This window comes from Caulobacter sp., from assembly GCF_017744445.1.
GTDB lineage: Bacteria > Pseudomonadota > Alphaproteobacteria > Caulobacterales > Caulobacteraceae > Caulobacter.
Window position 1 is genome coordinate 81944 of the sequence record NZ_JAGIBH010000007.1, and the last position, 22612, is coordinate 104555.

Genomic DNA, 22612 nt, shown 5'->3' on the forward strand with positions numbered 1-22612 from the left:
CATGGCTCACGACGCTGACGTCATCATCGCCGGCGCCGGCATGGCCGGCTCGACCCTGGCGCTGGCCCTTGCTTCGGGCGGGCTGAAGCCGCTGCTGGTCGACCCGCAGCCGTTCGAGGCCCAGCTGGCCCCGACTTTCGACGGGCGCAGCTCGGCGATCGCCTATTCCAGCTTCCGCCAGTGGCGCACGATCGGGGCGGGCGAGGCCTTGGCCCCGCACGCCCAGCGCATCGAGCAGATCCTGGTCACCGATGGCCGCACGCCGGGCGCGGCGGCGCGTAAGCCGCCGCCCGCCTTCCTAAGATTTGATTCCAGCGAGATCTCGGGCCGCATCGAGGGTGAGCCGCTGGGCTACCTGGTCGAGAACCGCCGCATCCGCCAGGCCCTGGCTCAGGCGGTGACCGAGAAAGAGATCCCCGTCATCGCCCCGATGGCCGCCAAGGCCCTGGCGGTCGACGCGGCCGGCGCCAAGCTGACCCTGGCCGACGGCCGGGTGCTGTCGGCGCCGCTGGCGGTCAGCGCCGAGGGCCGGGGCTCGGTCCTGCGCAAGGCCGCCGGCATCGGCGAGATCGGCTGGAGCTACGGCCAGTCGGGCGTCGTCGCCACCGTCCGGATGCAGCGCCCGCACGAGGGCGTGGCGCACGAATATTTCCTGCCCAGCGGCCCGTTCGCCATCCTGCCGCTGACCGACAACCGCGCCAGCCTGGTCTGGACCGAGAGCACCGCGCGCGGCGAGGCCCTGCGCAATGCCAGCCCCGAGGCCTTCCACGCCCACCTGATGCGCCGGTTCGGCGATTTCCTGGGCGAGGTGACGATCGAGGGGCCGACCTTCGTCTATCCGCTTTCGCTGAGCCTGGCCGAGCGCATGGTCGCCCCGCGCCTGGCCTTGATCGGCGACGCCGCCCACGGCGTGCACCCGATCGCAGGGCAGGGCCTGAACCTAGGCCTGAAGGATGCGGCGGCGCTGGCCGAGGTGCTGGTCGAAGCCCTCCGCAACGGCGAGGACATCGGCGCCGAGGCGGTGCTGGAGCGCTATGCCCGCTGGCGCCGGTTCGACACGGTCAGCAACGCCGTGGCCTTCGACGCCTTCGTGCGGATCTTCTCGAACGACAACCCGCTGATGCGCCTGGCGCGCGGCGCGGGCCTGGCGGTGGTCAACCAGATCGCCCCGGCCCGCCGGTTCTTCATGCACGAGGCCGGCGGCGGGGTGGGCGACCTGCCCAAGCTGCTGCGGGGCGTGGCGCTCTAGGCGGCCTTGCGGGCGCGCCGGATCGCCGTGGCGACAAGGGAGACGAGGCCCACGTAGAGCGCGATATCCGCCGCGAACATCAACACGATATCCCCCCTGGAAAGGCGCTGGTCTGGCCAGGGCCAGGTCGCGATGAGCGCGGCGTGCGCCGCGGCCATGCAGGCCATGGTGATCCAGAACCACGGTTCGCGCCGCAGGGGCCAGAAGTTCCGAACGGCGAACCCCAGGGAGGCCGTGGAAATCCACGCCATGCCCCCGATGGCCGGCAGGCCGAACTGATCGAAGATGATCAGCAACGACGCCGTCGGGTAAATGAACAGCAGGCCCCACCATTTGGGGAAGGGCTCGAAGATCGAGTCTGTCCGCAGATCGAAGGGCCGCTGGGGCATCGGCCGGAGCGCTAGGCGTCCAGCTCGCGGGCTTCTTCCGGCAGCATGATCGGCACGCCGTCGCGGATCGGATAGGCCAGCTTGGCCGAGCGGCTGATCAGCTCGCCCTTGGCGCGGTCGTATTCGAGCGGACCCCGGGTCACGGGGCACACCAGCACTTCCAAGAGGCGCGGATCGACGTCGACGGGAGGGGGAGCAGCTTGCGTCATGGGCCCTCTCTACTGGATCGAATGGGGTTCGTCATCGTCCCCGGCGGCGTCAATTTCCAGCAGGGCCGTCAGGGTCGCCTTGCGCTCGAAGATGGTCTCGGCTTCCAGCAGGGCCTGCTTTTCCAGCGGCTCGAACGGCAGGGCCATGGCCAGGCTGTTGATCAGGGCGTCCGAAGGCGCGCTCTCGGCGTCGCCCCAGTCGATGGCCAGGCCCCGGTGGTCGAGATAGCGGCGCAGGGCGACCAGCAGGCGATCGATGTCGGCCGCCGTGCGCGCCCCGCCGGCGTCCTCGCGCAGGTCGGGCTCGAACGGGGCGAAGTCGGCGCGGACCTGGCGGTAGGGCGTGCGCACCGGCAACTCGTCGCCCGCCCGGAAGCGGCAGACGCCGGTCAGGGTGATCAGGTAACGCCCGTCGCTGGTCTCGGCGAAGCTGGTCACCCGGCCCGCGCACCCCACCGGCGCCAGGGTCGGGCGCTGCTCGTCGCCGCCGGGACGGGTCTGGATCATGCCGATGATCCGCTCGCCCGACATCGCGTCGTCCAGCATGTTGAGGTAGCGCGGCTCGAAGATGTTCAGCGGCAGCTGGCCGCCGGGCAGCAGCAGGACCCCGTCCAGCGGGAACACCGGGATCACCAGCGGCAAGTCTGCGAGCTTGCGATAGTTCCCCTGCATGGACGCTCCCTGATTTAGCTAAAGAGGATCGACGACAGCTTGCGTCGACCTTGCTTGGCCGTTTCGGACGTGGGTCCCGCGGCCTCGAACACCGTCAGCAGCTGCTTGCGCGCCGCGTCGTCGTTCCACGTACGGTCGCGGGCGATGATGGTCAGAAGATGGTCGGCGGCCTCGTCCAGGCGTCCGGCGCCGGCCAGGGCCTTGGCCAACTCGAAGCGGGCCTCGTGGTCGTCGGCATTGGCCGCCAGACGCTGTTCGAAGGCTGCGGTCTCGGACGGGGCGCTTTCAGCGAGCGCAAGAGCGGCGCGGGCGGCGTCGAGGTCGGGATCCTTGGCGTCGGCCGGAGCCATGGCGACCACCTCGGCCGCGCCCTCCAGGTCGCCGCCCATCAGGTAGGCGCGAGCCATGCCGCCCAGGGCCTTGATGTTGGTCGGGTCGGTGTTCAGGGCTTGAGCAAAGGCCTGGGCCGCACCGCCGATGTCGCCGATCTCCAGAGATTCCTTGCCCAGGGCGATCAGGTCGTCGATGGCGCTGGGGCCGGCCGGACCGGTCAGCTTCTCGACGAAGACCTTGACCTGGCTCTCGGGCAGGGCGCCCTGGAACGCGTCCACCGGGCGGCCGTCGACAAAGGCGTAGACGGTCGGGATCGACTGCACGCGCAGCTGGCCGGCGAAGCCCGGATTGGCGTCGACGTCGATCTTCACCAGTTTCACCGCGCCCTTGGCGGCGTTGACGACCTTCTCGATCGTTGGCGTCAGGGTCCGGCACGGGCCGCACCAGGTGGCCCAGAAGTCGACGATGACGGGCTGGGTCTTCGAGGCCTCGATGACGTCGGCCATGAAGCTGGCGTCCGTGCCGTCCTTGATGTGCTCGCTCTTCGTCGGGGTCGCGGGCTTTTCGCCGATCAGGGACATCGGGTCTCTCGTGTACTCAAGGTAGGGAACGCTTCAGCCGCCAAGATGGTCCCTGGCGCGCATCTTCGCAACGGCGTGTTCGCCTGTTAGGCGACAACCTGCATCGCCTCGAAGTCGACGATCATCGGCTCCACGCCCAGGGCGGCGAGGAACTTCCTGAAGTCGGCCTGGCTGACCGCCGTGGTGGCGTCGTTGCCCAGCGGGTGGAAGTTGACCGGATCGCTTTCCGCCAGGGCCTTGTCGAGCACGAAGCGCAGGCGCTTGTCGCCGTCATTGATCAGGCCGAACGCCGTCACCGAGCCTGGCGTCACGCCCAGCGTCTCGACCATCATCTCCTGCGGGCCGAACGACAGCCGGCCCGAGCCGATCACGTGGTGCAGCTTCTTGAGATCGATCGTCGTCTCGCCCAGGGCCGAGATCAGCCACAGCTGGCCCTTGGCGTCCTTGAGGAACAGGTTCTTGGTGTGGCCGCCGGGCAGGGCCTTCTTGATCTCCAGCCCTTCCTCGACGCGGAACACCGGCGGATGGTCCAGGGTGCTGTGCGAGATTCCGTGGGCCTCGAAAAAGGCGAACAGGTCGGCTCTGGTCTTCATGCAGGCTGTTTAGGGAAAACCCGTTCGTCATCCAACCCAATCCCGTCTCCCCGGCGAAAGCCGGGGCCCAGATACATCCGGAGAGGCTTGGGTGATCGCGCCTTTCTCCAACGTCATCCGGCGAGCGCTCTGGGTTCGATCTGGGCCCCGGCTTTCGCCGGGGAAACGGATGATGGGGAAGCTGGACGTGCTCTGCCTTCGAGCGCTAGACCTGGGAGCACATAGGGCAGGAACACCTGAGCAAAGGACCGGCATGGAACTGGAGTGCTACCCCACCGAGAACCGTCCGCCGGAAATCGTGCCCGGCCGGCCGCAGCGCGCCTGGATGGACCGGTTCGCCGAGCGCCATCCCTATCGCTGCCTGCCGCTGACCATGGCCAACACCACCGGCTGGGACATCATTTGCCCGGTGGGCTTCTCGATGACCTGGGACGGCGGGGCCCACCAGGAGTGCATCAAGTTCCAGCCCGACCACCCGTATCCGGGCTTCACCGACTTCGTGAAGTCGCACTTCACGCGCGGCGTGGTGACCTTCCACACCGGCTATCTCTTCCGTACGCCGCCGGGCTGGTCGCTGATGGCCATGGGCCCGCCCAACCACGTCAAGGACGGCATCCAGCCGCTGGCCGGCGTCATCGAGACCGACTGGCTGCCGTTCCCGTTCACGATGAACTGGATCTTCACCCGCCCCGGCACGGTGCGGTTCGAGAAGGGCGAGACCTTCTGCTTCATCATGCCGATCCAGGACAAGCCGATGGAGGCCTTCCAGCCGGTGATCCGCTCGATGAACTCCAACCCCGACCTGCGCCGCCAGTACGACGTGTGGGCCGAGAAGCGGTCGGAGTTCAACGCGCTGATCTTCAAGCGCGACCCGGAAGCGACCAAGGAGGCCTGGCAGCGGTTCTACTTCAAGGGCGAGTACCCCGAAGAGATCCAGGCCGAGGCGCCCAGCCACCACGTCAACAAGCGGCGGATGAAGTCGCCGAAGGTCGGGGTGTAGGCAGGCGCGCCCTTGCGCAGAAAATCCTTCGTCATCCCGGCCGCAGCGAAGCGGAGAGCCGGGACCCAGGGGGAGCCGCGCTGCGTTGGCTCCTGAGTCCCGGATCGGCCTTCGGCCGTCCGGGATGACGAGATTGATTGGGGCCTTTTGCTACCCCCCGATCATGTTCCCATAACCGATGACGATGGTGGCGCCGACCAGCAGGGCCACGCCGGCCCAGACCATGTTGCGCACGGCGGGGCGGGCGTCCTTCCACTCCTTGAAGGCAAAGCCCCACAGGGTGCCGAAGATGATGATGCTGGCCATGTGCAGGGTCCAGCTGGAGAAGCCGAACTTGCCCATCTGGCTTTCGCCCATCGTGTAGAAGAAGAACTGGAAGTACCAGGCGGTGCCGGCCAGGGCGCACAGCAGGTAGTTGGCCAGCAGCGGAGCCTTGGGCTCGCCAGCGTCGGCTTCAACCGTCTTGCCCAGCCACTGGCCCGCCGACTTGTTGCGAATGATCAGGCCGGCGCACCAGACGCCGTTGGTGATCAGGCCGCCGAACATGACGAGGCACAGGGTCGGCAGGCCGGTCCACAGCGGACCGGCGCCGGCCGCGGCGGCCAGGGCCTTCACCGGTTCGCCGGCGGCCAGGCCGAAGGCGAAGCAGGCCGACATGATCCCCGAGAAGATCGCAACGGCGATGCCCTTCTTGAAGTCGAACTCGGCGACGGCGGCGGCCTTCTGGTCGGGCGACAGGTCGGCGTCCTTCTTGGCGCCGGCCATGGCCACCACGATGATGCCGGCCAGGGTCATGAGCAGACCCAGCAGGATGATCTTGCCCGAGGTCGAGCCCAGCAGGGTCTGGGCGAAGGTGCCACGCACCAGCGGCGGGATCAGGGTGCCGAACACGGTGCACAGGCCCAGCACGACGGCCATGCCCAGCGACAGGCCCAGATAGCGCATGGTCAGGCCGTAGGTCAGGCCGCCAAAGCCCCACAGCACGCCGAACAGCACGCACAGGCCCACCACGTCGTGGGGCACCTGGCTCATCACGCCCATCAGGTTGGGGGTCTGCAGCGAGGCGAACAGCCAGGGGGCCAGCAGCCAGGAGAAGATCCCCCCGGTCAGCCAGTAGATTTCCCACGACCAGCGCTTCACGCCGCGATACGGAACATAGAAGCTGGCCGAGGCCAGACCGCCCAGCCAGTGGAAGACGACGCCAAGCAGCGGGTTCATGCGCGCGCCTCGCTCGACGCTATTTGGGCGCAGGTTCCGATACGCTGCATGTCTTCCTCCATCACGTGGATCCCGAAATATGGGATCCTTTTCTACATGATGGAGGTTTTTGCGGGAAAGGCAAAGCCTTGAGTGTTTGGAGCGGGAGAGCGCCCCCTCCGTCTCGCTGCGTATCCGCAGCGATCCACCTCCCCCGTTTCACGGGTGAGGAGAAGGCGCTCCCTCCTGCCCCGCTTGCGGGGGAGGTGGCGCGGCGCCGATAGGCGACGTGACGGAGGGGGCGCTTTCCCGCCCTTAAACCGCCTTCACCGCCCCGACGATCGACTTCACCACCTTCTTGACCAGCGCCGGGTCATCGCCCTCGGCCATGATGCGGATCAGGGGTTCGGTGCCCGAGGCGCGCACGACGATGCGGCCCGAGCCGTTGAGCTGGCTCTCGCCGTCGGCGATGGCGTCCTTGACCGCCTTGGCCTCCAGCGGCTTGCCGCCGGCGAAGCGGACGTTTTCCAGGAGCTGCGGCACCGGTTCGAACTGACGGCCCAGCGCGCTCATTGGCTTGCCGGTCTCGATCATCACGGCCAGCACCTGCAGGGCGGCGATCAGGCCGTCGCCCGTGGTCGAGAAGTCCGACAGGATCAGGTGGCCCGACTGCTCGCCGCCGACATTGAAGCCGCCCTCGCGCATGCGCTGCATCACGTAGCGGTCGCCCACGGCGGTGCGTTCCAGGGTCAGGCCGAGGGTGGCGAGCTGGCGCTCCAGGCCCAGGTTCGACATGACGGTGGCGACGACGCCGCCGCCCTTCAGCGTGCCGGCCTTGTGCGAGGCGGCGGCGATAATGGCCATGATCTGGTCGCCGTCGACGACCACGCCCTTCTCGTCGCAGATCACCAGGCGGTCGGCGTCGCCGTCCAGGGCGATGCCGATGTCGGCGCGGTACTCGCGGACCATCTTGGCCATGGCCTCGGGATGGGTCGAGCCGCACTCCTCGTTGATGTTGGTGCCGTCCGGCGTGTCGCCCAGGGCGATGACCTCGGCGCCCAGCTCGTAGAGGGCGGTCGGGGCGACCTTGTAGGCGGCGCCGTTGGCGCAATCGATGACGATGCGCAGGCCCGACAGGTTCAGGTGACGCGGGAAGGTCGCCTTGACGATCTCGACATAGCGGGCCTGGGCGTCGTCGATGCGCTTGACGCGGCCGAGGTCCCGGGGGGCGGCGAGGCCCTCCTGCAGGCCCTCGTCCATCAGGGCCTCGATCTTCAGCTCTTGCTCGTCCGAGAGCTTGTAGCCGTCGGGGCCGAACAGCTTGATGCCGTTGTCGGCGAAATTGTTATGCGAGGCCGAGATCATGATCCCGAGGTCGGCGCGCATCGAGCGGGTCATCATCGCCACGGCCGGGGTCGGCAGGGGGCCAAACAGGCGTACGTCCATGCCGACGCTGGTCAGGCCGGCCACCAGGGCCGGCTCGATCATGTAGCCCGACAGGCGGGTGTCCTTGCCGATCACCACCAGGTGGCGGCGCTCGTCCTGCGAGCGGAACAGCTTGCCGGCGGCCAGGCCGACGCGCAGGGCGACCTCGGCCGTCATCGGATGCTTGTTGGCCTGGCCCCGGATGCCGTCGGTGCCGAAATAGGCGCGCTTGCTCATGGTCTTCTTATCGTCTCTTCAAGGCCAAGCTTCGGACGCGAAACGATCCGAAATGCAGATTTACGGGAGACGATGTTTAGCCGGTGCTAAAGGCCGCTCTCGAAATCCTCGCGTGGATAGGGATAGTCCTGTCGACGCGTTCTACAAGGGATCATGGCCCATGTGCGGCATTATCGGCATCGTCGGAAACAAGCCCGTCGCCGAGCGTCTGATCGAGAGCCTCAAGCGGCTGGAATATCGGGGCTACGACTCGGCTGGCATCGCGGGCGTGGTCGGCGGCAAGGTCGAGCGCCGCCGGGCCAAGGGCAAGATCAAGGCGCTTGAAGCCGTGGTCGCCGAGGACCCGCTGGTCGCGCAAACCGGCATCGGCCACACCCGCTGGGCCACGCACGGCGCGCCCAACGTCCAGAACGCCCACCCGCACACCGCCGGCCGCGTCACCCTGGTCCACAACGGCATCATCGAGAACTTCGCCGAGCTGAAGGCAGAACTGGCCGCCGCCGGCCGCACGTTCTCCAGCGACACCGACACCGAGGTCATCGCCCACCTGATCGACGCCGAGCTGGCCACGGGCCTGGCCCCGCTGGACGCCTTCAAGGCGACCCTGGACCGCCTGACTGGCGCCTATGCCCTGGCGGTTCTGATCGAGGGCGAGGCCAATCTCGTTTTGGGCGCCCGCCGCGGCAGCCCGCTGGTGGTCGGCGAGGGCCAGGGCGAGATGTTCCTGGGCTCGGACGCCCTGGCCGTGGGTCCCTTCACCAACCGCGTCGTCTATCTGGACGAGGGCGACTACGTGGCCCTGGACCACGACAGCTACCGCATCTTCGACGCCTCTGGCGTGGCCGTGACCCGGCCGGTGCGGGTGGTGCCGACCTCGGCGGTGATGCTGGAGAAGGGCAACTACCGCCACTTCATGGAGAAGGAGATCCATGATCAGCCGGAAGGATGCCAGCGGACGATCTCGGCCTATGTCGACACCCTGACCTCGCGCGCGTCGGTCCCGGGCGACATCGATTTTTCCAAGCTGGACCGGATCCAGATCGTCGCGTGCGGCACCTCGTTCATCGCGGGCATGGTCGGCAAGTACCTGATCGAGCAGCTGGCCGACCTGCCGGTGGACGTCGAGATCGCCTCGGAGTTCCGCTACCGCACGCCGGCCCTGCGCTCGGGTTCGCTGGTTGTGGCCATGTCGCAGTCGGGCGAGACCGCCGACACCCTGGCGGCCCTGCGCTACTGCAAGGCCAAGGGCATGAAGAGCGCGGTGGTCGTCAACGCCCAGGAATCGACCATGGCCCGCGAGGTCGATGTCGTGTGGCCGATCCACTGCGGTCCCGAGATCGGCGTCGCCTCGACCAAGGCCTTCACCGCCCAGGTCAGCGTGATGATCGCCCTGGCCATCGCCGCCGCCAAGGCGCGCGGGACGATCGACGCCGCCGAGGAACAGCGCCTCGTGAAGGTGCTGCTGGAGGCTCCCCGCCTGATCGCCGAGGCCATCGGCCTGGAAGACGCCATCAAGGAGATCGCCGCCGACGTCGCCAAGGCGCGGGACGTCCTCTATCTGGGCCGTGGCCCGATGTCGGCCCTGGCCCTGGAAGGCGCGCTGAAGCTGAAGGAAATCAGCTACATCCACGCCGAGGGCTACGCCGCTGGCGAGCTGAAGCACGGGCCGATCGCCCTCGTGGACGACCAGACCCCGATCGTCATCCTGGCGCCGCACGACAGCTATTTCGAGAAATCGGCTTCGAACATGAGCGAGGTCATGGCGCGGGGCGGCCAGGTGATCTTCATCACTGACACCGAGGGTGTGAAGCACGCCCCGGCGGGGGCCAAGGTGGTGGTCACGGCCCCGGCCAGCGACCCGCTGGTCTCGACCCTGGTGATGTCGGCCCCGATCCAGCTCTTGGCCTACCACGTCGCCGTGGTGAAGGGCGCGGACGTCGACCAGCCTCGCAACCTGGCCAAGTCGGTGACGGTGGAGTGATCTCTCTCCGTCTGGCCTGACAAAACTCCGATCTCCCCGGCGAAGCCGGGGCCCCAGATCGAACCCTGAGCCTCTGTGATCTTGGCATGGCGCGAAGGCGCGAGCACCCAAGACGCTCAGGATGAATCTGGGTCCCGGCTTTCGCCGGGAAATCGGGTTTATTGTTGGGCTTGGTTGAGCTGGGAATTCTTCCGCGAGTACCCGAAATAGATCGCGCAAGCCGCCGCCACCCACACCGCGAACAGCAGCCAAGTATCCAGCGGCAGGCCGATGATCAGGTAGCCGCAGAAGGCCACGCTGAGCGCCGGCAGCACCGGGTACAGCGGGACCCTGTAGCCCCTCGGCAGGTCCGGCTGGGTGCGGCGCAGGATGATCACGCCCAGCGAGACGATGGCGAAGGCGATCAGGGTGCCCATGCTGGTCAGGTTGACCAGCACGTCCAGCGGCACGAACGCCGCCAGCACGGCGATGAAGACCGCCACGATATAGGTGTTCAAGTCCGGGCTGTGGGTCTTGGGATCCAGGCGCTGGAACACCTTGGGCAGCAGGCCGTCGCGGCTCATGGCATAGAGGATCCGCGTCTGGCCGTACATGACGACCAGGGTGATCGAGAAGATCGACACGATCGCGCCGACGCACAGCACCAGCGAGGTCCAGGCCTGGCCCGTCAGGTTGCGCAGGATCACGGCGAGGCCAGCTTCCTGCCCCGCGAACGCGGTCCAGGGCTGGGCGCCGACGGCGGCCAGGGCCACCAGGATGTAGACGGCGGTGACGATCAGCAGGGAGAGCACGATGCCCAGCGGCAGGGTCTTGCGCGGGTCCTTGACCTCTTCGCCGGCCGTCGAGACCGCGTCGATGCCGATATAGGAAAAGAAGATCGACGAGGCCGCCGCGCCCACGCCCGCCACGCCCATCGGCATGAACGGCGTCAGGTTGCCGGCGTGGAAGCCGCTGAAGGCCACCACGACGAAGAACAGCAGGACGAGCAGCTTCAGCACCACCAGCACGGCGTTGATCGCCGCCGACTCCTTCACGCCCCGTAGCAAGAGGATCATGCAGGCCCCGACCAGCACCACGGCCGGCACGTTGACGATCCCGCCCGCGCCGGGGGCTTTCGCGATCGCATCGGGCATCTTCCAGCCGACCAGGTCGACCAGCATCTCGTTCAGATACTGCCCCCAGCCCACGGCGATGGCGCTGGCCGAGACGGCGTATTCCAGCAGCAGGCACGCCCCGACCAGGAAGGCGACGAACTCGCCCAGGGTGGCGTAGGCGTACGAGTACGAAGATCCCGACACCGGAATGGTCGAGGCCAGCTCGGCGTAGCACAGCGCCGTCAGCGCCGCCGTGATCCCGGCCAGCACGAACGAGACGATCACCGCCGGACCCGCCGCCGGCACGGCCGTGGTCAGGGCCACGAAGATGCCGGTGCCGATCGTCGCGCCGACGCCCAGCATGGTCAGCTGGAAGAGGCCTATCGAGCGGTGCAGGTTCTCGGGAGGATGCTCGCCCTCGACATTGGCGACGGGCTTGCGGCGCAGGAGGTCGGCGGCGCGGAACGGGGCCATGGCGGCTCCTTGGGACAGTCAGGCGGCGCTAATAGCCGCGCGGTTGGCCTCTAGCAACCAGCCTCCCACCCACCCCCGACTATCCCCGCGAAAGCGGGGACCCAAGCCGAGTCGGTAGATTGGAGTTGGGCCGCGCCACATCCCGAACGTCAGCTTGGGTCCCCGCTTTCGCGGGGATAGTCGGGGGTGGAGTTAGGTCGCGGCCTTGGCGAGCAGATAATCCCGCGTCAGCGGCACCGCGTCCCGCTTCTTGGCCAGCTGGATCTGGAAGACCATGTGGCCGCCGTGCCGGAAGCCCAGCTCGGCCCCGGCCAGATAGAACTCCCACATCCGCCGGAAGCGGGCGTCGAACATGGTCGGGATGTCGGGATCGGCCATGAACCGCTCGCGCCAGATGCGGCAGGTCTCGGCATAGTGCAGGCGCAGGATCTCGACGTCGGTGATCCACAGACCCGCCTGTTCGATGGCGGTGACGATCTCCGACAGGCCGGGGATGTAGCCGCCGGGGAAGATGTACTTCTGGGTGAAGGCGTTGGTCGCGCCCGGCCCGTGCATCTTGCCGATCGAGTGGACCAGGGCGACGCCGTCCTCGTCCAGCAGCTTGGCGATGGTCTCGAAATAGGTCCGGAAGTTCGGGGCGCCGACGTGTTCCAGCATGCCCACCGAGACGATGCGGTCGAACTTTTCATTCAGGTCGCGATAGTCGGTCAGGCGGAAGTCGGTCTTGTCGGCCAGGCCGGCCTTCTCGGCGCGCTCCTTGGCCAGGGCCAGCTGCTCGGTCGACAGGGTCACGCCCGTCATCTGCGCCCCGAAGTCCTTGGCCAGGGTCATGGACAGGCCGCCCCAGCCCGAGCCGATGTCCAGGGTCTTCATGCCCGGCTGGATGAGCAGCTTGCGGCCGATCAGGGCCTTCTTGGCGGCCTGGGCCTCCTCCAGCGTCATGTCCGGACGCTCGAAATAGGCGCAGGAGTACTGCATGTCGGTGTCGAGGAACCGGCGATACAGGTCGTTCGACAGGTCGTAGTGGTGCGAGACGTTGCGGCGCGAGGCGACCCGGTCGTTGACCTGCTGGATCCGCCGCTTCAGCGCCTTGCGGAACCGGCTGAAGCCCGAGCCGCGCTTGGGTTTGCGCCCGCCGCTCTCGCCGACGATGGTCAGGAGCTGGTCGATCGTACCCTGCTCGAAGACGATGTCGCCTTCCATATAGCCTTCGCCCAGGCCCAGGCTGGGATTGGCCAGGCGTCGCAGGCCCCGGCTATTGATGCGGATGGCGACAGGCGGGCCCGTGCCGTCTCCCGCCTTGATGACCCGGCCTCCCGGCAGATGCGCCGTGAAGTCGCCGGTCTTGATCATTTTGCTGAGCAGGGCTTCGATCATCCGACCAACTTAAGCACTGGTTCGTCCGCGACAACCTGTCGCACACGGAGGAAATCGATGTCGATCGTTATGACGCCGGTCGGGCGGGTCGAAGGCGGCCGCGATGTCCCGGAAGACGACGACTGGGGCCAAAGCCTGGCTCGCATCGTCCTGGACCCCGATCGCTTCGACGACGAGGCGCTGATGGGGCTGGAAACCTTCAGCCACGCCGAGGTGATCTATGTCTTCGACAAGGTCACCGACGCCCAGATCGTCACCGGCGCCCGCCACCCGCGCGGCAATACCGACTGGCCGCGCATCGGCATCTTCGCCCAGCGCGGCAAGAACCGGCCCAACCGCATCGGCGTCACGGTCTGCGAGATCGTTTCGGTGGCCGGCCGGGTGCTGGAGGTCCGGGGCCTGGACGCCATCGACGGCACGCCCGTCCTCGACATCAAGCCGGTGATGAGCGGCTTCGCGCCGCGCGGCGAGGTCCGCGAGCCGGCCTGGGCGCGCGAGATCATGGAGAAGTACTGGTGAGCCGGGACCTGGTCGTCGAACGCGCCGGCGCCGACGCGGCGCCGATCATCGCCAACCTGATGCAGCTCTACATCCACGACTTCTCGGAGCTGTGGTTCGACCGCGAGGTCGAGGGCGAGCTGGGTCCGGACGGGCTGTATTCCGGCTATCCGGGACTCGACACCTACTGGAGCGATCCGGCGCGCGAGGCCTGGCTGTTCCGGATCAACGGCCTGCCAGTCGGCTTCGCCCTGGTCAACGATGTGGCCCATTCCCGCAGCCCCATCGACCGGGCGGTGGCCGAGTTCTTCGTGGTCCGCAAGCATCGTCGGCGCGGGGTCGGCCTCGCCGCCGCCCACGCTTTGTTCGGCACGGCCTGGGGCGTCTGGGAGGCAGCGGTGGTCCGCCGCAATGCCGGCGCCCTGGCCTTCTGGCGCCAGGCGGCCGCCAGCTATCCGGGCGTGCGCGACATCGTCGAGGAGGACCACGACGACGCGCTGTGGAACGGCGCGGTGCTGCGGTTTCGGGTGGGATAGGTCTGGTTCTCGACGGACGGCGCGTGTTCCCTTATCTAAGGTTGAGCTATCAAGCTTGAGTGGCAAGGGGAGCGGCGTTGGCCAACTTCATCATCGGATCGGGTTATCTGCTGGATTTCTCGGACCTGGCGACCAGCGGTCCCAAGCTGTCGGCGCCGTTCGTGAAGACGCCGACGCGCTTCGAGATCGACGAAGGCGGCGGCATCCGCGAGGTGTTTGTCGGAACCGGCTTCACCTACGCCGCCAACGGTTATCCCAGCGGCGGCCTGGTCACCGAACTGACCGTCTATGACGGCTCGGATATCGTGGCGCGCTACACGGAACTCTCGGCATCGGCGGCGACGCTGAGCGGGTTCTTCGCCACCGGAAACTATCTGGGCATCCAGGCCTATCTCTTCAGTGGCGACGACGTGATAGTGGGCGGCGACGACGAGGACGTGCTGCACGGCTTCACCGGCACCGACATCCTGACCGGTGGTGACGGCGACGACGTCATCTATGGCGACGAGGGCAACGACCTGATCGATGGCGGCTCGGGGCGCGATGCGGCTGTCTATTCGAAAGCGATGAGCAACTACGGCATCACGCGGGTGAAGGGCGACCTCTGGACGATCTATGACAAGACCGGTCCCGAGGGCAGCGACATCCTCACCTACATCGAGACGCTCAAGTTCGCCGACAAGTCGATCACCCTGTTCTACATCGACCGGACGACCGAGACCGCCACAACCAATATCCTGCGGTCCGCGACGGCCTATACCGAGATCTCGGTCTTCGTCGCCAACAACGTCATGACCAAGGCCCAGGCCGTGACGGACCTGGTCAAGCTGGCCGACGCGACGACCTCGGTGGCGACGCTGTCCTATCAGTTCTTCACCGGAAAGATTCCGAGCCTGGGCGGCATCGACTACCTGGTCTCGGCGACGGGGCCGAACGCCAACAACCTCAACAGCGCCTACTACCAGAGCTTCAACCTGGAAAACCGCTACATCAATTTCGCGGTCAATCTGGGCAAGGTCGGCGAGGGGAACGCCAAGTTCACGGCCGAGTACGGGGCCCTGTCGCTGTTCGACGCCACCAAGAAGGCCTATGCGACGATCTTCGGCGGTACGCCGACGGACGCCAAGGTGCACGCCCTGATCGATACCCGCGTCGACTATTTCGCCAGCTATGGCGGTGACGGCGCAGGCGGCATCGGGACCAAGGCGGCCATGGTCGGCTGGTTGCTGGCCGAGGCCGCCAAGGCCGATGTCGGCATGTATTCCAAGGCCAACGACGCCTTCCTGACCGACCTGGCCGACGGGGCGACCTTCGCGGTCGACCTCATCGGGGTCTATGGCAAGGCCGCGTACGCCTATTACGGCTGATCGCTGGAGCGCGATTCGACGAAATAACGTTGGTATGTGATATTCTCGCCTGGGCTGAAAGTCGCAAAGACTTCTCGGGAGGCGCGCATGGGCAAGCTGACAGTAGGCGTCGACACCGCATTCGATCTGCTGACGACGGACGCCACGCCGCTGCCGACGCCGACGGAGCGGTCGCCGACCAAGTTCGTCTTCGATTTCGGGATCGTGTTCGGCTTCTCGGTGAAGCAGGAGGTCATCGGGACGGGCTTCACCTACGGCGCCGACGGTTTTCCGACCGGCGGCGTGATGACCGGCATGATCGGCTATGTCGGCGGCGTGGTCGCGACCAGCATCACCGAGGTGTCGGCCTCGGTGACCCTGTGGGTCGAATACCGCAAGGGCGACGCCCAGGCGGCGATCCAGCTGCTGCTGGCGGGCAACGACCAGCTGACCGGCGCCGCCGAGGACGACGAGATGCGCGGCGGGGCCGGCAACGACACGCTGCAGGGCGGGGCCGGCGACGACATCATGTATGGCGACGCGGGCAACGACACCCTCACCGGCGGCTCCGGATCCGATACGGCCGGCTTCACCGGCGCCGTCGCCAATTTTAAGATCTCCAAGAGTGGGACGGGCTGGGTGGTCGCCGATACCCGTACGACCGCCAATGTCAGCCAGGGAACGGACGCCCTGGCCGAGATCGAGAAGCTGAAGTTCGACGACCGCACCCTGACCCTGTCGCTGACCAACGGTCAGATCGACACCGCCACGGCCAATATTCTGCGCTCCAGCACGGCTTTCGAGACCTCGCTGCTGGTCGGCAACGGGGCCAAGACCGTTAGCCAGGGCATCGCCGACCTGGTCAAGGCGGCCGATTCCACCACCACCGTGGCGACGCTGGCCTATCAGTTCTTCACCGGAAAAATCCCCGGCCTGGGCGGCATCGACTACCTGGTCTCGGCGACGGGGCCGAACGCTAACAACCTCAACAGCGCCTACTACCAGAGCTTCAATCTGGAGAATCGCTACATCAACTTCGCTGTCAATCTGGGCAAGGTCGGCGAGGGGAATGCCAAGTTCACCGCCGAATACGGGGCCCTGTCGCTGTTCGACGCCACCAAGAAGGCCTACGCCACGATCTTCGGCGGTACGCCGACGGACGCCAAGGTCCATCTGTTGATCGACGGCCGCGTCGACTATTTCGCGGCCTATGGCGGCGACGGCGCAGGCGGCATCGGGACCAAGGCCGCCATGGTCGGCTGGCTGCTGGGCGAGGCGGCCAAGGCGGACGTGGGCATGTACGCCCGCGCCAGCGACGCCTTCCTGAACGACCTGGCCGACGGGGCGACCTTCGCGATCGATCTGGTGGGGGTCTATGGCAAGGCCGAGTACAACTACTCGGGTTGAGCCTATTGCGGGCTAGAGCTTCCGCAGCTCAGGACAGGCGTCGGGTTCGGCCGTCCAGCTGATGCTGGCGATCTTCCAGGCGCCGTCCTGTCTTGCGAGGGTGAAGACATCAATGCCGCAGTGAACGGTCTTGCCGTTCGCCGAGACCTCGTAAGGCGCGGTGACGGTGGCCAGGGCGCCGCGGCGGATGATCACCGGCGACCACATCCATTCCTTGACCCCGGTCGGCGGCTTGGCGCCGAAGCTTTCCTCGAAGCTGAAGCGGCGGGTCACGACGCTGCCGTCGGGTTTGGTGGTCAGGGACATCATCCGCATGTCCGGCAGCACGGCCGCGCGCATGGCGGCGGCGTCGCCCTTTTCCAGACCGTCGAAGAAGGCCTGGGCGACGGCCAGCACGGCCTTGTCCTCGGGATCGGCCTGCGGGGTGGGAGCCTGGACCAGGGCGGCGGCGAGCAGCAGGGCGAGCATGGCGGTCTCTCCGAAAGGTCTAGCTGAGCATGCCCCAGCAGATGGCCGCCTGTCCGCCCCAATAGAAGAACCAGACGGCCCAGGCCGTCAGGCGCGGCGAATTGAGCAGCTTGGCGCCCTTGAACAGGTCAAAGGACAGGATGGCGTCCGAGGCCATGAAGGCGAAGGCGCCGATCGTGGTCGCGATCGCGCGTTCGGGCAGCAGCAGACTGGAGACCACCATGCCGACGATGGCCAGCACATAGGCCACGACCGGAATCTTCAGCTTGCCCAGGCTGCTCCACAGCAGGCGCAGCATCAGGCCGGCGGCCGCGCCGACGGCGATCGCGCCCGGCCAGAACAGAACGGGCGGCGGGCTCTCATGCTCCAGGAACAGCGGGATATAGACCAGGTGCCCGACCAGGAAGGCGCCCAGGCCGAACGGCAGCCAGCGTTTGGGATCCCCGGCCAAGAAGGCGTCGCCCAGGGCGCAGAAGGCCAGGGCGACCGCCAGCAGCACCGAGCCGCCGTCCAGATAGGCCAGCACCGCGAGGGCCGCGACGGCGCTGGTTTTCACAACCGTCCGAAGGATGGACGGGGGTTGTTGGACGAAGACCAGGCCGTAGGCGAGGGCGCTACCGGCCGCGATCGCCCACAGGATGGTCTCAGTCATGAGACAGTTTCTGCAGGAAGGCCTGGGCGGCTTCCTTGTGGCGGGGTTTCACGGTCTTGCCCAGGATCGCCACCAGGGCCGCGAACACGGCGGCGTCATCGGTGAAGCCGATGGCCGGCAGGATGTCGGGAATGGCGTCGGTGGGCAGGACGAAATAGGCCAGGGCCGCGAAGATCATGCCCTTGGCCGCCGTGGGCGTCTCGGGGTCGCGGGCGGCCCACCAGACCGACAGGGCGTCGGCGGCGAACGGCACCTTGGCGGCGACCTTGCGGATCTTGGGCAGAAAGCCCTCGCGGACCTTCTCCTCGTTGACGCGCACGGTCACGGGCGAGAGCGCCTTCTTGGGGTCCAGCACCTCGTTGACGTTTACGTCGGGGGACGGTTTGGCGTCGCGGCTCATCGGGATAAACACCTCTTCAAACTCGATCCTAAACGCGAACTTTGGGGAAACGTCCATGAAACTCGACAACACCGTCGCCGCCGTCGTCACCGGGGGCGCTTCGGGCCTCGGCGAGGCCACCGCCCGCGCCCTGGCCGCCCAGGGCGTCAAGGTCGCCATCTTCGACTTCAACGAGGAGAAGGGCGAAGCGGTCGCCAAGGAGATCGGCGGCGTGTTCTGCAAGGTCAACGTGACCAGCGACGCCGATGTCGACGCCGGCTTCGAGAAGGCCCGCGCCGCTCACGGCCAGGAGCGGATCCTGGTCAACTGCGCCGGCACCGGCAACGCCGCCAAGACCGCCAGCCGCGACAAGGCCACCGGCGAGACCAAGCACTTCCCGCTCGACGCCTTCGACCGCATCATCCAGATCAATCTGGTCGGCACGTTCCGCTGCATCGCCAAGTCGGCCAAGGGCATGCTGGACCTGGAGCCGCTGGAAGACGGCGAACGCGGCGCGATCGTCAACACCGCCAGCGTCGCGGCCGAGGACGGCCAGATGGGCCAGGCGGCCTATTCGGCCTCGAAGGGCGGCGTGGTGGGCATGACCCTGCCGATCGCCCGCGACCTGATGAGCGAGGGCATCCGCGTCAACACCATCCTGCCGGGCATCTTCAACACCCCGCTGATGAACAATGCGCCCGAAGCGGTGAAGGCGGGCCTGGCGGCCTCGGTGCCGTTCCCCAAGCGCCTGGGCAATCCGGAGGAGTACGCCCAGCTGGCGCTCACCATGATCACCTGCGGCTACTTCAACGGCGAAGACGTGCGCCTGGACGGCGGCATCCGCATGGCGCCGCGGTAAACTGGAAAAGGAAAGGGGCCCCGGTCGGGGCCCCTTTTTGTTACTTCGGCTCCGGCCGCTGTATGCTGCTGGCCAGGTTGCTCATGATCTCGCGGGCGTCGTAGGCGCGCGGGTCGCCTTCCGGCTTCTTGCCCTTGTGCAGCAGGATCTCGGCGCCGGCCTCGAAACGCTCCACCGTGCGGATCTGAGCGCGGTCGGCGAAGAAGGGGTCACCCCAGAACGGGTCCCAGGTGCGCCAGCCATAACCGCCGCCGAAATAGCGCCAGGACGGGCGCCAGTAGCCGTACGGATAGCCATAGCCGAAGCCCGGGCGCGCGAACGGATCGGGCTCGATGTACGAGCGGGCGGTGCGGTCGGTGCGGTGGTCGGCGGTCTCGAACCAGTCGTAGCCCTGCTGCACGGTCAGTTCGGCCGACCGATAGAGCAGGTAGCGCTCGACCGTCTCGCGCGAGGTCAGGCTGTTGCCGGCGAAGCTGATCCGATAGCGGTCGCTTTCCAGCCGCTGCTCGGAGAAGCCGCCGGTGGTCGAGCCCGACGTGACGCGCGGCTGATACGGGGTAGGCGTCGCGCAAGCCGCTAAGGTCGCGGCGAGAGCCAACGACGCGGCGATGGCGACCTTCTTCATGGACATGACTTGCTCCTTCAAGCGGAGTCCTCGGTGTTTAGGACAACTCTGGCTGGGCTTTGTGGTTTCGCCAAGGCGCCGTTTGATGCAGCGGCGTAACCATCAGCCTCTGGATACGATCAATACGGCGGCCGTGATCAGCAGGACGCCTACCAGCATCGAAAAAGTTCGGCGGAAGCCCGGCTCGTTCATCCGGCTGGAAAGCGCCGCCCCGCCCAGGCCGTAGGAGGACATGCTGATCAGGTCCATGCCGATGGTGGCGCAGGCGAACATGATCAGCTGCGGGACCAGCGGGCGCTTGATGTCCAGGAACGGCGGCAGCACGCCCGAGAAGAACAGCAGGACCTTCGGATTGGCGATCTGGACCATGAAGCCGTCGAAGAACGCCGAGCGTCCTGCCCGCACGGTGGCCGAGGCATGGCTCTCGACGTTCTTGTACCCCGCCCACAGCGACTTCAGCCCCAGCCACACGAGGTAGGCCGCGCCGGCCAGGGCCAGGACGTGGAAGGCTTTGGGAAAGGCCAGGATCAGCGCGCCCAGGCCCAGGGCCGAGCAGGCGAACCACACCAGGGTGGCGGTGTTCATGCCCACCACGCTGATCAGGGCCGCGCCCTTGCCGCGCTCCATGCCGGTGGCGATGGCGAACAGGTTGGCCGGGCCCGGCGTGATCGCCATGACGAACATGGCGACCAGGAAGGCGCCATAGCGGGCGGGATCGACGGGCAGGTGGTCCATGGCGCGGATATAGGCCTCCGCGCCCCTCTCGGCAAAGCTTGGCCCGGCAAAGCTTCCGCTAGTTGCCGATGACCATCAGGATCCAGATCGCCCGCCCCAGGGCGCCGAAGAACAGCACCGCCGTCGCCAGCGCCTGGATGATGAAGCCCAGCTCGCGCTTCTTAGGGTCGGCGGCATAGCCCAGGGCGTAGATGATCCGCCCCAGCATCCACACCACGCCCAGGGCGGCGGCGATCAGGTCGTTCCAGTAGATGGCGAACAACCACAGCGAAGGCAGGTAGATGACCAGCCACTCGACGGTGTTGGCCTGGATGCGCAGATGCCGCTCCAGCTCGGGATGGCCGGTCATGGCCGGGGCGTCGATGCCCGAACGCCGGCGCGCGCCGGGAATGCGCAGGATCATCCAGAGATAAACCAGCAGCGACAGCAGGGTGACGATCGCCACGAGCGCGTGGGATTGATGCATGTTTCGTGTTCCTCCCGGCGGCTCTGACGGCCGCCCCCGAAGCGGAGCCTAGCGGGCTAACGCCGCCGCGCAAACTTCGCCTTGGGAACTCTCGGGCCGCTAAATCGCTCCTAGGACTGAACGATCCCCCGCGCGAAAGGCTCGATGGCCATGCATGTGGAATCCACGGCGATCCGAGAGATCGACTACGCTCCCGAACACGGCAAGCTGTTCGTCACCTTCCAGGACGGTGACGCGTACGTCTATGTCGGCGTCCCCGAACGCGTCGGCAGAGCGTTCTTCCGGGCGCCTTCGAAGGGCCGGTTCTTCCAGCGAATGATCCGCGATCGGTATCCGTACAACCGGGTGTGAAACCTATTCCGTCTTCCCGGCGAAAGCCGGGACCCAGATCTCGTGGTGCTTGGGCTGACCGGAAAGGCGCTGAGCTCCTAGAGTTCACCCCAGCATTCTTCCAGCTGGGCCCTGGCTTTCGCCGGGGAGACGGGAATAAGAAAAAGGCGCTGCAGGTTTCCCCGCAGCGCCCTTCTGATAGCTCAGTCCGAACCGACTAGCCGCGCTTGTCGCGCTTGGCCAGCACGCGCAGGCGCAGGGCGTTCAGCTTGATGAAGCCGCCGGCGTCGCGGTGGTCGTAGGCGACCTTGCCTTCTTCGAAGGTGACCAGGTCCTGGTCGTACAGGCTATAGGGGCTCTCGCGGCCGATGACCGTGACATTGCCCTTGTACAGCTTCACGCGGACGCGGCCGGTGACCTTCTGCTGGCTGTAGTCGATGGCCGCCTGCAGCATCTCGCGCTCGGGCGTGAACCAGAAGCCGTTGTACACCAGCGTGGCGTACTTCGGCATCAGCTCGTCCTTCAGGTGCATGGCGCCGCGGTCCAGCGTGATGCTCTCGATGCCGCGGTGAGCGGCCAGCAGGATGGTGCCGCCGGGGGTCTCGTAGACGCCGCGCGACTTCATGCCGACGAAGCGGTTCTCGACCAGGTCCAGGCGGCCGATGCCGTTGTCGCGGCCCAGTTCGTTCAGCTTGGTCAGCAGGGTGGCCGGGCTCATCGCCACGCCGTCGATGGCGACCGGGTCGCCCTTCTCGAAGTCGATGGTGATGATGGTGGGCGCATCCGGGGCGTCTTCCGGCGCGATGGTGCGCATGTGGACGAACTCGGGGGCCTCGACCGCCGGGTCTTCCAGGACCTTACCTTCCGAGCTCGAGTGCAGCAGGTTGGCGTCAACGCTGAACGGGGCTTCGCCGCGCTTGTCCTTGGCGATCTGGATCTGGTGCTTCTCGGCGAAGTCCAGCAGGGCCTCGCGGGACTTGAAGTCCCACTCGCGCCACGGGGCGATCACGTGGATGTCGGGCTCCAGGCCGTAGTAGCCGAGCTCGAAGCGGACCTGGTCGTTGCCCTTGCCGGTCGCGCCGTGGCTGACGGCGTCGGCGCCCATCTTGCGGGCGATCTCGATCTGCTTCTTGGCGATCAGCGGACGCGCGATCGAGGTGCCCAGCAGGTACTGGCCTTCGTACACGGTGTTGGCGCGGAACATCGGGAACACGAAGTCGCGGACGAACTCTTCGCGGACGTCCTCGATGAAGATGTTCTCGGGCTTGACGCCGGCGGCCAGCGCCTTGGCGCGGGCCGGCTCGATCTCTTCGCCTTGGCCGAGGTCAGCCGTGAAGGTGATGACTTCAGCGCCGTACTCGGTCTGCAGCCACTTGAGGATGATCGAGGTGTCGAGGCCGCCCGAATAGGCGAGCACGACCTTCTTCACGGACTTGTCGGCCATGAGGGGTCCTTCCCGGAGAGAAACACAAAGTCGCGCGCCTTCAACGGCGAAAGGGC

The 22612-nt window shown here is 67.0% G+C and carries 25 protein-coding genes and 1 pseudogene; 10 read left to right on the forward strand and 16 right to left on the reverse strand.

Annotated features, from left to right (window positions below):
* Position 1 precedes the first annotated feature (1 nt).
* Positions 2–1249 carry a UbiH/UbiF/VisC/COQ6 family ubiquinone biosynthesis hydroxylase gene (locus J7528_RS12330; RefSeq protein WP_291874609.1) on the forward strand — a complete coding sequence of 416 codons (1248 nt, stop codon included), beginning with the start codon at positions 2–4 and terminating at the stop codon, positions 1247–1249.
* Here J7528_RS12330 and J7528_RS12335 read toward each other — a convergent pair.
* The 5 genes from J7528_RS12335 to J7528_RS12355 all read right to left on the reverse strand — a co-directional run bounded on the left by J7528_RS12335 (position 1246) and on the right by J7528_RS12355 (position 4026).
* A complete protein-coding gene (locus J7528_RS12335; protein WP_291874611.1) occupies positions 1246–1638 on the reverse strand; it encodes a hypothetical protein in 393 nt (130 codons plus the stop codon). The genes J7528_RS12330 and J7528_RS12335 overlap by 4 nt on opposite strands.
* Positions 1639–1649: 11 nt before the next feature.
* The gene (locus tag J7528_RS12340; RefSeq protein WP_291874613.1) at positions 1650–1847 is read right to left on the reverse strand and encodes a Trm112 family protein; all 198 of its coding nucleotides are present in this window, start codon (positions 1845–1847) and stop codon (positions 1650–1652) included.
* A 9-nt stretch (positions 1848–1856) separates the two neighbouring features.
* Positions 1857–2519, reverse strand: coding sequence for an LON peptidase substrate-binding domain-containing protein (locus J7528_RS12345; RefSeq protein WP_291874615.1), 663 nt, complete (start codon positions 2517–2519; stop codon positions 1857–1859).
* 14 nt (positions 2520–2533) lie between these two features.
* Positions 2534–3433, reverse strand: coding sequence for a co-chaperone YbbN (locus J7528_RS12350; protein WP_291874617.1), 900 nt, complete (start codon positions 3431–3433; stop codon positions 2534–2536).
* An 86-nt stretch (positions 3434–3519) separates the two neighbouring features.
* Positions 3520–4026, reverse strand: coding sequence for a prolyl-tRNA synthetase associated domain-containing protein (locus J7528_RS12355; RefSeq protein WP_291874619.1), 507 nt, complete (start codon positions 4024–4026; stop codon positions 3520–3522).
* A 253-nt stretch (positions 4027–4279) separates the two neighbouring features.
* On the opposite strand from J7528_RS12355, the gene J7528_RS12360 reads away from it, so the two are divergent.
* Positions 4280–5026, forward strand: coding sequence for a DUF6065 family protein (locus J7528_RS12360; protein ID WP_291874622.1), 747 nt, complete (start codon positions 4280–4282; stop codon positions 5024–5026).
* A gap of 150 nt (positions 5027–5176) precedes the next feature.
* Here J7528_RS12360 and rhaT read toward each other — a convergent pair whose 3' ends face one another.
* On the reverse strand, positions 5177–6244 hold the full coding sequence (rhaT, locus tag J7528_RS12365) for an L-rhamnose/proton symporter RhaT (protein ID WP_291874624.1): 1068 nt from the start codon (positions 6242–6244) through the stop codon (positions 5177–5179).
* A 132-nt stretch (positions 6245–6376) separates the two neighbouring features.
* Here rhaT and J7528_RS12370 point away from each other — a divergent pair.
* Positions 6377–6507, forward strand: a pseudogene (locus J7528_RS12370) (hypothetical protein).
* A gap of 31 nt (positions 6508–6538) precedes the next feature.
* Here J7528_RS12370 and glmM read toward each other — a convergent pair.
* A complete protein-coding gene (gene glmM / locus J7528_RS12375) occupies positions 6539–7885 on the reverse strand; it encodes a phosphoglucosamine mutase (protein WP_291874626.1) in 1347 nt (448 codons plus the stop codon).
* 160 nt (positions 7886–8045) lie between these two features.
* Here glmM and glmS point away from each other — a divergent pair, with 160 nt between their 5' ends.
* The gene (glmS, locus tag J7528_RS12380) at positions 8046–9866 is read left to right on the forward strand and encodes a glutamine--fructose-6-phosphate transaminase (isomerizing) (RefSeq protein ID WP_291874627.1); all 1821 of its coding nucleotides are present in this window, start codon (positions 8046–8048) and stop codon (positions 9864–9866) included.
* A gap of 158 nt (positions 9867–10024) precedes the next feature.
* Here glmS and J7528_RS12385 read toward each other — a convergent pair whose 3' ends face one another.
* Complete coding sequence (locus J7528_RS12385) at positions 10025–11434, reverse strand: amino acid permease (RefSeq protein ID WP_291874629.1); 1410 nt, start codon at positions 11432–11434, stop codon at positions 10025–10027.
* 192 nt (positions 11435–11626) lie between these two features.
* Positions 11627–12811, reverse strand: a complete 1185-nt coding sequence (locus tag J7528_RS12390) for a cyclopropane-fatty-acyl-phospholipid synthase family protein (protein ID WP_291874631.1) — start codon at positions 12809–12811, stop codon at positions 11627–11629.
* Between the two features lie 57 nt (positions 12812–12868).
* Between J7528_RS12390 and J7528_RS12395 the strand changes: the two genes are divergently transcribed.
* From J7528_RS12395 to J7528_RS12410, 4 genes are all read left to right on the forward strand, one after another.
* Positions 12869–13330 carry an SAM-dependent methyltransferase gene (locus J7528_RS12395; protein ID WP_291874633.1) on the forward strand — a complete coding sequence of 154 codons (462 nt, stop codon included), beginning with the start codon at positions 12869–12871 and terminating at the stop codon, positions 13328–13330.
* The gene (locus J7528_RS12400; RefSeq protein WP_291874635.1) at positions 13327–13845 is read left to right on the forward strand and encodes a GNAT family N-acetyltransferase; all 519 of its coding nucleotides are present in this window, start codon (positions 13327–13329) and stop codon (positions 13843–13845) included. The genes J7528_RS12395 and J7528_RS12400 overlap by 4 nt, the downstream gene beginning before the upstream one ends.
* A gap of 77 nt (positions 13846–13922) precedes the next feature.
* Positions 13923–15212, forward strand: coding sequence for a hypothetical protein (locus J7528_RS12405; RefSeq protein ID WP_291874637.1), 1290 nt, complete (start codon positions 13923–13925; stop codon positions 15210–15212).
* An 87-nt stretch (positions 15213–15299) separates the two neighbouring features.
* Entirely contained in the window at positions 15300–16598 is a 1299-nt protein-coding gene (locus tag J7528_RS12410) for a hypothetical protein (RefSeq protein ID WP_291874639.1), read from the forward strand.
* A gap of 12 nt (positions 16599–16610) precedes the next feature.
* Here the strand turns inward: J7528_RS12410 and J7528_RS12415 are convergent, their stop codons facing one another.
* The 3 genes from J7528_RS12415 to J7528_RS12425 are packed head-to-tail and all read right to left on the reverse strand — an operon-like array spanning position 16611 to position 18118.
* Positions 16611–17066, reverse strand: a complete 456-nt coding sequence (locus J7528_RS12415) for a nuclear transport factor 2 family protein (RefSeq protein WP_291874641.1) — start codon at positions 17064–17066, stop codon at positions 16611–16613.
* A gap of 19 nt (positions 17067–17085) precedes the next feature.
* Complete coding sequence (locus J7528_RS12420) at positions 17086–17718, reverse strand: lysoplasmalogenase (RefSeq protein ID WP_291874643.1); 633 nt, start codon at positions 17716–17718, stop codon at positions 17086–17088.
* The gene (locus J7528_RS12425) at positions 17711–18118 is read right to left on the reverse strand and encodes a YkvA family protein (RefSeq protein ID WP_291874645.1); all 408 of its coding nucleotides are present in this window, start codon (positions 18116–18118) and stop codon (positions 17711–17713) included. Before J7528_RS12425 ends, J7528_RS12420 begins: the two co-directional genes overlap by 8 nt.
* Before the next feature lie 55 nt (positions 18119–18173).
* Here J7528_RS12425 and J7528_RS12430 point away from each other — a divergent pair, with 55 nt between their 5' ends.
* A complete protein-coding gene (locus tag J7528_RS12430; RefSeq protein ID WP_291874646.1) occupies positions 18174–18956 on the forward strand; it encodes an SDR family NAD(P)-dependent oxidoreductase in 783 nt (260 codons plus the stop codon).
* Positions 18957–18996: 40 nt separating this feature from the next.
* Here J7528_RS12430 and J7528_RS12435 read toward each other — a convergent pair whose 3' ends face one another.
* From J7528_RS12435 to J7528_RS12445, 3 genes are all read right to left on the reverse strand, one after another.
* Positions 18997–19587 (reverse strand): hypothetical protein, encoded by a 591-nt coding sequence (locus J7528_RS12435; protein WP_291874648.1) that lies wholly within the window; start codon positions 19585–19587, stop codon positions 18997–18999.
* A gap of 96 nt (positions 19588–19683) precedes the next feature.
* On the reverse strand, positions 19684–20316 hold the full coding sequence (locus J7528_RS12440; protein WP_291874650.1) for a LysE family translocator: 633 nt from the start codon (positions 20314–20316) through the stop codon (positions 19684–19686).
* A 58-nt stretch (positions 20317–20374) separates the two neighbouring features.
* Complete coding sequence (locus tag J7528_RS12445) at positions 20375–20782, reverse strand: MAPEG family protein (protein ID WP_291874652.1); 408 nt, start codon at positions 20780–20782, stop codon at positions 20375–20377.
* 150 nt (positions 20783–20932) lie between these two features.
* Here J7528_RS12445 and J7528_RS12450 point away from each other — a divergent pair, with 150 nt between their 5' ends.
* The gene (locus J7528_RS12450; protein ID WP_291874919.1) at positions 20933–21133 is read left to right on the forward strand and encodes a KTSC domain-containing protein; all 201 of its coding nucleotides are present in this window, start codon (positions 20933–20935) and stop codon (positions 21131–21133) included.
* 196 nt (positions 21134–21329) lie between these two features.
* On the opposite strand, the gene J7528_RS12455 is transcribed toward J7528_RS12450, so the two are convergent.
* The gene (locus tag J7528_RS12455) at positions 21330–22556 is read right to left on the reverse strand and encodes an argininosuccinate synthase (protein WP_291874654.1); all 1227 of its coding nucleotides are present in this window, start codon (positions 22554–22556) and stop codon (positions 21330–21332) included.
* Between the last annotated feature and the right edge of the window lie 56 nt (positions 22557–22612).

Excerpts from the sequence above, each read along its gene's own strand:
- J7528_RS12450 (WP_291874919.1), top strand. The coding sequence starts at position 20,933 with ATGCATGTGGAATCCACGGCGATCCGAGAGATCGACTACGCTCCCGAA.
- glmM (WP_291874626.1), bottom strand. The coding sequence starts at position 7,885 with ATGAGCAAGCGCGCCTATTTCGGCACCGACGGCATCCGGGGCCAGGCC.
- J7528_RS12340 (WP_291874613.1), bottom strand. The coding sequence starts at position 1,847 with ATGACGCAAGCTGCTCCCCCTCCCGTCGACGTCGATCCGCGCCTCTTG.
- J7528_RS12455 (WP_291874654.1), bottom strand. The coding sequence starts at position 22,556 with ATGGCCGACAAGTCCGTGAAGAAGGTCGTGCTCGCCTATTCGGGCGGC.
- J7528_RS12345 (WP_291874615.1), bottom strand. The coding sequence starts at position 2,519 with ATGCAGGGGAACTATCGCAAGCTCGCAGACTTGCCGCTGGTGATCCCG.
- J7528_RS12410 (WP_291874639.1), top strand. The coding sequence starts at position 15,300 with ATGGGCAAGCTGACAGTAGGCGTCGACACCGCATTCGATCTGCTGACG.
- J7528_RS12430 (WP_291874646.1), top strand. The coding sequence starts at position 18,174 with ATGAAACTCGACAACACCGTCGCCGCCGTCGTCACCGGGGGCGCTTCG.
- J7528_RS12435 (WP_291874648.1), bottom strand. The coding sequence starts at position 19,587 with ATGTCCATGAAGAAGGTCGCCATCGCCGCGTCGTTGGCTCTCGCCGCG.
- J7528_RS12350 (WP_291874617.1), bottom strand. The coding sequence starts at position 3,433 with ATGTCCCTGATCGGCGAAAAGCCCGCGACCCCGACGAAGAGCGAGCAC.
- J7528_RS12440 (WP_291874650.1), bottom strand. The coding sequence starts at position 20,316 with ATGGACCACCTGCCCGTCGATCCCGCCCGCTATGGCGCCTTCCTGGTC.
- glmS (WP_291874627.1), top strand. The coding sequence starts at position 8,046 with ATGTGCGGCATTATCGGCATCGTCGGAAACAAGCCCGTCGCCGAGCGT.
- J7528_RS12445 (WP_291874652.1), bottom strand. The coding sequence starts at position 20,782 with ATGCATCAATCCCACGCGCTCGTGGCGATCGTCACCCTGCTGTCGCTG.
- J7528_RS12395 (WP_291874633.1), top strand. The coding sequence starts at position 12,869 with ATGTCGATCGTTATGACGCCGGTCGGGCGGGTCGAAGGCGGCCGCGAT.
- J7528_RS12335 (WP_291874611.1), bottom strand. The coding sequence starts at position 1,638 with ATGCCCCAGCGGCCCTTCGATCTGCGGACAGACTCGATCTTCGAGCCC.
- J7528_RS12385 (WP_291874629.1), bottom strand. The coding sequence starts at position 11,434 with ATGGCCCCGTTCCGCGCCGCCGACCTCCTGCGCCGCAAGCCCGTCGCC.
- J7528_RS12425 (WP_291874645.1), bottom strand. The coding sequence starts at position 18,118 with ATGAGCCGCGACGCCAAACCGTCCCCCGACGTAAACGTCAACGAGGTG.
- J7528_RS12390 (WP_291874631.1), bottom strand. The coding sequence starts at position 12,811 with ATGATCGAAGCCCTGCTCAGCAAAATGATCAAGACCGGCGACTTCACG.
- rhaT (WP_291874624.1), bottom strand. The coding sequence starts at position 6,244 with ATGAACCCGCTGCTTGGCGTCGTCTTCCACTGGCTGGGCGGTCTGGCC.
- J7528_RS12360 (WP_291874622.1), top strand. The coding sequence starts at position 4,280 with ATGGAACTGGAGTGCTACCCCACCGAGAACCGTCCGCCGGAAATCGTG.
- J7528_RS12415 (WP_291874641.1), bottom strand. The coding sequence starts at position 17,066 with ATGCTCGCCCTGCTGCTCGCCGCCGCCCTGGTCCAGGCTCCCACCCCG.
- J7528_RS12330 (WP_291874609.1), top strand. The coding sequence starts at position 2 with ATGGCTCACGACGCTGACGTCATCATCGCCGGCGCCGGCATGGCCGGC.
- J7528_RS12420 (WP_291874643.1), bottom strand. The coding sequence starts at position 17,718 with ATGACTGAGACCATCCTGTGGGCGATCGCGGCCGGTAGCGCCCTCGCC.
- J7528_RS12355 (WP_291874619.1), bottom strand. The coding sequence starts at position 4,026 with ATGAAGACCAGAGCCGACCTGTTCGCCTTTTTCGAGGCCCACGGAATC.